The 7,715-nt window shown below is 60.7% G+C and carries 5 protein-coding genes; 4 read left to right on the top strand and 1 reads right to left on the bottom strand.

What is annotated here, in order from left to right; all coding sequences use genetic code 11:
• On the bottom strand, positions 1–1,949 hold a 1,949-nt coding region (locus WBP53_RS10835; RefSeq protein ID WP_423928788.1), incomplete at its 3' end, for an amidohydrolase family protein.
• 330 nt (positions 1,950–2,279) lie between these two features.
• On the opposite strand from WBP53_RS10835, the gene WBP53_RS10840 reads away from it, so the two are divergent.
• The 4 genes from WBP53_RS10840 to WBP53_RS10855 all read left to right on the top strand — a co-directional run bounded on the left by WBP53_RS10840 (position 2,280) and on the right by WBP53_RS10855 (position 7,292).
• A complete protein-coding gene (locus WBP53_RS10840; RefSeq protein WP_423928790.1) occupies positions 2,280–4,448 on the top strand; it encodes a M3 family metallopeptidase in 2,169 nt (722 codons plus the stop codon).
• A gap of 194 nt (positions 4,449–4,642) precedes the next feature.
• The gene (locus WBP53_RS10845; protein ID WP_423928792.1) at positions 4,643–5,194 is read left to right on the top strand and encodes an HdeD family acid-resistance protein; all 552 of its coding nucleotides are present in this window, start codon (positions 4,643–4,645) and stop codon (positions 5,192–5,194) included.
• 246 nt (positions 5,195–5,440) lie between these two features.
• Positions 5,441–6,316 (top strand): GAF domain-containing protein, encoded by an 876-nt coding sequence (locus WBP53_RS10850; protein WP_423928794.1) that lies wholly within the window; start codon positions 5,441–5,443, stop codon positions 6,314–6,316.
• A 67-nt stretch (positions 6,317–6,383) separates the two neighbouring features.
• On the top strand, positions 6,384–7,292 hold the full coding sequence (locus WBP53_RS10855) for a haloalkane dehalogenase (protein WP_423928796.1): 909 nt from the start codon (positions 6,384–6,386) through the stop codon (positions 7,290–7,292).
• The last annotated feature ends 423 nt before the right edge of the window (positions 7,293–7,715 follow it).

A 7,715-nucleotide genomic window follows, 5' to 3' on the forward strand; every position in this document is an offset into this window, starting at 1 on the left:
CCCCGAATCGTCGTCCTGACTTTGCGGATGTCGGCCATGTTGACCGTCGGATCACCATCTACAAGGATCAGGTCGGACACGTATCCTGGAGCGACGCGTCCGTATTCGTCGCCTCGATTCATGACCTCCGCGCTGCCGCTGGTGGCGATCTGCAGCACTTCCTTCGGCGGAATCCCTGCCTCGACGTAAAGCTCCAGCTCACGAGGCAAGGTCATGCCGGCGAGGTTGTCGGTCCCCGGGACGATGGTCACTCCGCTACGATGGATGACACCGATCATGTTCACCATGTTCTGGTAGGAATCGCGGAATAGCGCCTCCTGCCCCGGCTTCATCTCGAGGCCGCCTGCGCCGGATCGAAACTGCCGCTGCCAGGTGGTCGGGAATCGATCGACGATCGCTGCGAAGCCGGGACCGGGCACACCCGGCCGACTCAGGAACATGTCCTCAAAAGTGCCAACCGTCGGATCGACAACGATGTTGCGCTCCTTGAGCAATTCGATGAAGGAAACGACTTCCGGCGAGCCCAGGTCGAGTGCGGCGCCGTACTCGGCAACGGCCGTGAAGCGTGCCGGAGTGCGCGTGTCCTGGACCTTGTCGAACATGAAATTGAGGAACAGCATGTTGATGTGCTGGATCTCGTCCGCACCATTCTCGACGAACTGCTGCGCCGTCATGTTGGCTGGCACATGGCCGCTGACGCGCATGCCCTTCTCATGTGCGGCCTTGGCAATCACCGGCATCAACTCGGGCCTCACCGAGCTGTAGATCTTGATCTGTTCGTGGCCGCTGGCGGCATAGTCGTTGACCGCGGCGATCGCCTCCTCATCAGTCTCTACCAGCACCTTGGTCGGGCCGGCGAACGGCCCCTTTCCATCGATGATGCCGGCGCGGATGATGCGCGGACCGATGTCCTTGCCCGACTCGATGCCCTCGATCAGACCGCTCAGAACATCAGTCTGGTTGGCCATGTCTCGCACCGTGGTCACGCCTGATGCGAGCTCAAGCAGGCCATCGGCTCCACCAGAGAAATGCACGTGCATGTCCCACAGGCCAGGCATCAGGAAGCGGTCACCGCCATCGAGCTCATCGATGCCTGGCAGCAGGCTGACATCGGCTGCACCTATCGAAATGATGCGCCCGCCATCGATCAGTACCGAGCGCGCATCAATCACTTCGCCGGTAGGTGGATCGAAGACGCGGACATTGCGGATCAGCAGGGGTTTGTCGAGTGTTCTAGTCAGATCGCTGGCGCGGGTTTCAGCAAGACGCTTTTCCTCCAGTTCCTGGCGATCCCCGATCGTCTTGATGCTGTCCTCGTAGCCTTCGCGGATCATGGTCATCCAGCCCGAGTAGGTGGCGAAGAACTGCTGATCTTCGTCCAGCCAGATGTAGTCGGGCAGCAGGCCAAGTCCATTGATCGCGTAGAGATTGATCGTGCGCGCGCCGGGCTTGCCTTCAATCGTCGTGCTGGCCAGTTTGCGGATGCTGGCCTCGCCCGCCGGCAGCAAGGCCAGCTTGCTGTCGGTCGCCTTGAGCAAGGCGCGCGCGAGCAGCGAACCATCTTCCGGCACATAGTTCAGGCCCAGGAACATCGCTGGACCGACGACAATCCGCGTTTCGTCTTCTGAAGCGTTCTTCCAGCTCAGGCTGTCGCCCTTGCGCGTCCAGACCTCGTCGACCGGCGCTTTCAGGTAGTCCACGCCCTTGAGCGTCGCCGATGTCGGCATGCCCTGGGCATCCAGCTGGTAGGTCGCATCCAGATTGGGGCCACGCCCGCGATCGTTGAATTCATAGTGGACCGTCAGCCTGCCGTCGTCAGCGTAGCGGGCCTCCTGGAAACCGGCGTTGGCACCGGCCAGTACCACGACACTGCGCTCTACCCTTTCGGCAGCCGCAGCAAGGCCGTGCACAGCCACACACAAGATCAGAAAGACGATCGACCGTTTCATGCGCTATCCCCAAGATGGCAGGTTCCCTATGCCGCGATTCTCCCATACGTGACGCAAGTCGCAACTTTCCCGCAACACCCGAAGCGCACGAACCACCTTGCGGCAAGCGCCGCAGCCCGCTCCATTGTTCGCGCTCGCCAATTGCCGAATCCCGACGGCAGTGTCGAGGTGTCAGCCTGGAATTCAGAACCAGCCAATCAGCAGACCGCCTCCATACCGTGCCGCGTGATGGTTGGCTGCGAAGCCCGAGAGATGCCAATACTTCCCGCACTTGGCGAATACACCGATCCGGGTCTATCGTGCGGGTCCATTTTGCTCCAGGACTCACCCATGATCCGATCCGCCCTTGCCGCCGCGCTGCTTCTGGCGCTGGCCGCCTGTTCGTCCCCGTCCACGGAGTCCGCATCCCGGCCTGCGGATGCACCCGCGCCTGCGGCCGAAACGTCAGAGGAAACCGCGCCCGTGAACCCGCTTCTTGCTGCCAGCACCCTGCCCATGCAGGCGCCACCGTTCGACAAGATCAAGGACACGGACTTCCTGCCGGCCATTGAGGAAGGGATGAGCCAGCACCTGACCGAGATCGTGAAGATCGCCAACAACCCGGATGCGCCAACCTTCGAGAACACCTTCGTAGCCATGGAGGAAACCGGGGAACTGCTCAACCGCGCAGCGCGCATCTTCTTCGCCCTGGCTCAGGCCAACACCAACGACACGCTGCAAGCAGCCCAGGTCGAACTGGCGCCGAAGCTGGCGGAACATGCCGATGCGATTTACCTGAACGCCAAACTCTTTGATCGCGTCAAGGCAATCCATGCCGCACGCGCGACCAGTGGGCTGGATCCCGTGCAGGTCCGTTTGGTCGAGAAGACCTACACCGACTTCGTACGCGCCGGCGCGCAACTCAACGACGCAGACCAGACAAAGCTGCGCGCCCTGAACAAGGAAGAGTCGACGCTCTCCACCGAATTCCAGAACAAGCTGCTGGCGGGTACCAATGCCGCAGCGGTGGAAGTCGACGACGTTGCGCAGCTGGATGGACTCAGCGAGGGGGCCATTGCCGCGGCAGCCAATGCCGCCGCGGAGAAGAATCTTGACGATGGCACTTACCTATTGACGCTGCAGAACACCACCCAACAACCGGTACTCGGTTCGCTTACCGATCGCTATCTGCGCTTGCTGGTGCTCGAAGCCTCCGAAAACCGTTCCAGCCAGGGCGACGAGAACGATACCCGCGCGATCATCCAGCGCCTTGCCCAGCTTCGCGCGGAACGCGCGCAATTGCTTGGCTATCCGAACTTCGCCGCATACAGCCTGGCTGACCAGATGGCCGAGAAGCCGGAAAACGCGATCAAGTTGATGACCGACATGGTTCCTGCCGCAACCGCGCGCGCGCGCAGCGAAGCGGCCAAGATCCAGAAGATGATCGACGCCGACAAGGGCGACTTCGAGCTGTCCGCCGCCGATTGGGACTTGTATGCCGACCAGGTCCGCATGGCCGAGTACGATCTTGACGAATCGCAGGTCAAACCCTACTTCGAACTCAATCGTGTACTCAATGACGGCGTCTTCTTCGCTGCCACACAGCTCTACGGGATCACCTTCAAGGAACGTACCGACCTGCCGGTCTACCACCCGGATGTTCGCGTATTCGACGTGTTCGACGCGGATGGCTCGCCACTCGCGCTGTTCTATGCCGATTTCTACAAGCGGCCAAGCAAGGGCGGCGGCGCATGGATGGATGTCTTCGTTGAGCAGGATGGCCTCACCGGCACGAAGCCCGTCGTTTTCAACGTGTGCAACTTCACCAAACCGGCTGAGGGCCAGCCGGCCCTGCTCAGCTTCGACGACGCGACCACGATGTTCCACGAATTTGGTCATGCCCTGCACGGCATGTTCTCGAACGTGAAGTACCCGAGCATTGCCGGCACCAGCACTTCGCGTGATTTTGTCGAGTTCCCCTCGCAGTTCAACGAGCACTGGGCCCTGGAGCCGACCGTGTTCGCCAACTACGCCAAGCACCACGAAACCGGCGAGCCGATGCCGCAGGCACTGGTCGACAAGATCGTCAAGGCACGCGCCTTCAACCAGGGATATGCGACGGTCGAATACCTCGGCGCCGCCCTGCTTGATCAGGCCTGGCACCAGTTGCCTGCCGATGCTCCGCTGCAGGATGTCGATCAGTTCGAAGCCGATGCCCTGAAGCGCTACAAGGTTGATCTCCCGCAAGTGCCACCGCGCTACGAGACGCCCTATTTCGCACACATCTGGGGCGGCGGTTATTCGGCCGGTTACTACGCTTACCTCTGGAGCGAAGTCCTCGACCACGACGCCTTCGAGTGGTTCAAGGAAAACGGCGGCATGACTCGCGAGAATGGCCAGACCTTCCGCGACCGGGTCCTCTCGCGCGGAAATTCCGAGGAACTCGCTGCGATGTACAAGGCGTTCCGCGGCAAGGATCCCAGTGTCGAGCCGCTGCTGGAATATCGCGGCTTGAAATAGACTGCAATCCAGCGCCGGTTCAAACGGCGGTCTGCCAACAGAAAAAGCCGGCGTATGCCGGCTTTTTCATTGCGGCCACCAAGCGGCCGCCCCTGATCCTCCTGCGAAACAGCTCCTCGCAAGGCAGTTGACAGCAGGATGCCTGTAGTCAAGCCTTTCACATCGGATAACCGATCATCAACGGGGGAAGTGGCATGCAACCTGGTCTGCTTGGAAGTTTGGGACGTAGCTGGTGGGTGCTGGTGGTATATGGCGTGATCTCGGTCTTGTTTGCCGTCTTTGCATTCATGAAGCCGTTCGCCGTTGTCGCTGCACTGACCTGGGCCATTGGCATCATGGCGCTGGCCGAAGGAGTTATCAGCGCGTTCGCCGTATTCAACAGGAAGATGGTCATTTCCAGGGGCTGGATGGCCTTCTACGCCCTGGCGTCGATCGCGTTCGGCCTGGTCACCATCATCAACCCGATCACCACTGCCAGCATTCTTCTGATGTTTGTCGCAGCATGGCTGATCATCGGCGGCATTTTCCGCATCATCCTGGCCATTCGCATTCGCAAGGAAGTCACAGGCGAATGGATGATCGCGCTCAGCGGTGTTGTTGCCATCGTTCTTGGCGGGTTGTTCTTCGCCAATCCTGGTGCCGGGCTGCTGACCATGATGATCTGGATCGCGGCTTTGGCGCTGTTCTACGGCATTCTGCAGATCATCGTGGGTTTGCGCCTGCGCAAACTGGCCCACCCCATGTAATCGCTTCCCCTGAGCCGGATCATTTTCGGGGCCGGCTATCGCTGGCCCCTTTTCTTCGCGCGTCGAGTATCGCTATATCGAGGGTTCTGGCGATGGCCGCGGACGGAATCCGTCGACAGTTGTCGATCGGGCGGTAGCGACTGCCGACGTCCAGCGACCACTGATGACTCTGTCTTGAGGGAAAGGCGGACTCTCCCCGATTCCTCCAGAACACCAAAGCGGGTGCCGACGCGCTACCATTTGCTGATGAAAACCCGCCCATCCTCGACCAGCAACCCCCTGCGCCCCAAGGCAGTCGGCTTCGACCTGCCTCCCGCAAGAAAAGGCAGCACGGAGCCCAGTACCGGCCATGCAATGGTGACGCTGCTCGATGGCGTGCCAGCTCGTGAATGGTCTGCGATGTTCGCGCGTCACGCGGCTGCGTTCAAACTCGATCACAGCCTCGTCGACCTGCGCCTGGTTGGGCATAACATCAGTGCGATCGGCGAGCCGGATGTGCTGCGCGGCCTGTCGAACCCGATGCAAGCATTCATCCATCGCATTTCCCGGCAATGCATGCAGGAGCGGACTCTGGGTCATGTCGGGCAAGAGAACGACGAAGCCAAAGCGGGCAACAACACCCCGACAGGAACCGCCGAACGCCCCGAGCTTGATCCACTAGTGCAGCGCGACCTCGCCGCGATAGGAAAGATCGCAGGCATCCCGACAATTCTTGAAGCCGTCACTCGTGTTACCGGCATGCGTTTCGCGGCTGTCGCGCGCGTGACCGATACGCGATGGACGGCCTGTGCCGTTTACGACCTCATCGAATTCGGTCTGCTGCCCGGTCAGGATCTCGTCCTCGAGTCGACGATCTGCAATGAAATCCGCCAGCACGGCAACATTGTGACCTTCGATCACGCCAGCGCCAGCCCCGTGTTCTGCAAGCATCCGACGCCCGCCATGTACGGCTTTGAAAGTTATATATCACTGCCAATCACGCGCGATGACGGCTCGTTCTTCGGGACCTTGTGCGCGCTCGATCCGGCGCCTTCCCGGCTCGATGAAATATCAATACGCACCCTGGAAATGTTTGCCAGGGCGATTGGCCGGGAACTGGAAGCGGAGCCCAAGGCCGCCTGACACGGCGGCAATTGCATGCAAGCGTCTGCTAACGTCGAGATCTCCTCGTTCGACCAAGGCTACCGCCATGCAGGTTTTGCGCACACCCGATACGTGCTTCGACAATCTTCCCGGCTACGCCTTTGATCCGCACTATGTCGAGTTGATCGATACGGCCGGCAGGCCGACATTGCGCATGCACTACATCGACGAAGGCCCGCGTCATGCACCTCCCGTCCTGCTTCTGCACGGGGAGCCTTCCTGGTCGTATCTCTACAGGAAGATGATTCCGGTGCTGGTCGCAGCCGGTCATCGGGTGATCGTGCCGGACCTGATCGGATTTGGCCGCTCGGACAAACCTGCTGATGTCGCGGACTACAGTTTCCAGGGCCATGTCGACTGGATGAGCCAGTTTCTCGACCAACTCGATCTCGGCGGCATCACGTTGTGCTGCCAGGATTGGGGCGGTCTGATCGGCTTGCGCCTGGTTGCCCGACACGGTGACAGGTTCGCACGCGTGGTGGCGGCCAATACCTTCCTGCCTACCGGCGATCAGGATCTCGGCAAGGCGTTTCAGGAGTGGCGCGACTATGCGCGCAGCGTTCCTGTCTTGCCGATTGGCCAGATCGTCGCGCGTGGGTGTGCGAAGGGTTTGACTGATGAAGAGATCGCCGCTTACAACGCACCTTTTCCGGAAGAGCGCTTCAAGGCCGGCGCGCGCGCATTTCCGCTACTGGTTCCGTCCAGTCCGGATGATCCGGCTGCGGAGCCGAATCGGCTGGCGTGGAAAGCACTGATGCAATGGGACAAGCCGTTCCTCACCGCCTTCAGCGACCAGGATCCGATCACGCGCGGTGCTGATGCCATCTTGCAGAAGCTGATTCCCGGCGCGAAGAACCCACTCCACAAGACGCTTTCAGGCGGCGGCCACTTCCTGCAGGAAGATGTCGGACTGGAGCTCGCTACTGTCGTGGTGGACTTCATCAGCGAAGGCTGAGTGGCTGGTCGTTTCGCTATCGCGACGCGATCTCTGCCCGGCCTCGTGGCATGTAGCCAATTCGCAACGTTCGGCCAGAGCGAGGGTGGCGATGCAGTCGAGCCCGACCCGCACAGATCGCTGAACTGCAACGCCGTTGGATATCCGTTTTACGGCATGACATCGCGCGATGCGCCTGAGTGAAAGGCCCAAAGCGAGACTCTGGTCTGTGCCCTGGACCGCACGCCTCGCCTCAACCGGCATGAGCCTGAATTCCGTTCCCAGGCGGACGCCATACGCCTCAGGATGTGGGCATGAAGATGCAACTTCGGTTACCGTTGAGAGCTTGAGCCCCCGTTCAGGGGCAATTGGGGAGCATGAATCGTGGGCCTGAGACCATTAACGTGGCGCAGCGTTGTGCGCGTATTTGCGGGAATATTGATC

The sequence above is a fragment of the Dokdonella sp. genome (assembly GCF_049593775.1).
In the GTDB taxonomy this organism is placed as follows: Bacteria; Pseudomonadota; Gammaproteobacteria; order Xanthomonadales; family Rhodanobacteraceae; genus Dokdonella.

What these genes read in the sequence shown, in the direction of transcription:
- WBP53_RS10840 (WP_423928790.1), top strand. Translation starts at nt 2,280, where the DNA reads ATGATCCGATCCGCCCTTGCCGCCGCGCTGCTTCTGGCGCTGGCCGCC.
- WBP53_RS10845 (WP_423928792.1), top strand. Translation starts at nt 4,643, where the DNA reads ATGCAACCTGGTCTGCTTGGAAGTTTGGGACGTAGCTGGTGGGTGCTG.
- WBP53_RS10850 (WP_423928794.1), top strand. Translation starts at nt 5,441, where the DNA reads ATGAAAACCCGCCCATCCTCGACCAGCAACCCCCTGCGCCCCAAGGCA.
- WBP53_RS10855 (WP_423928796.1), top strand. Translation starts at nt 6,384, where the DNA reads ATGCAGGTTTTGCGCACACCCGATACGTGCTTCGACAATCTTCCCGGC.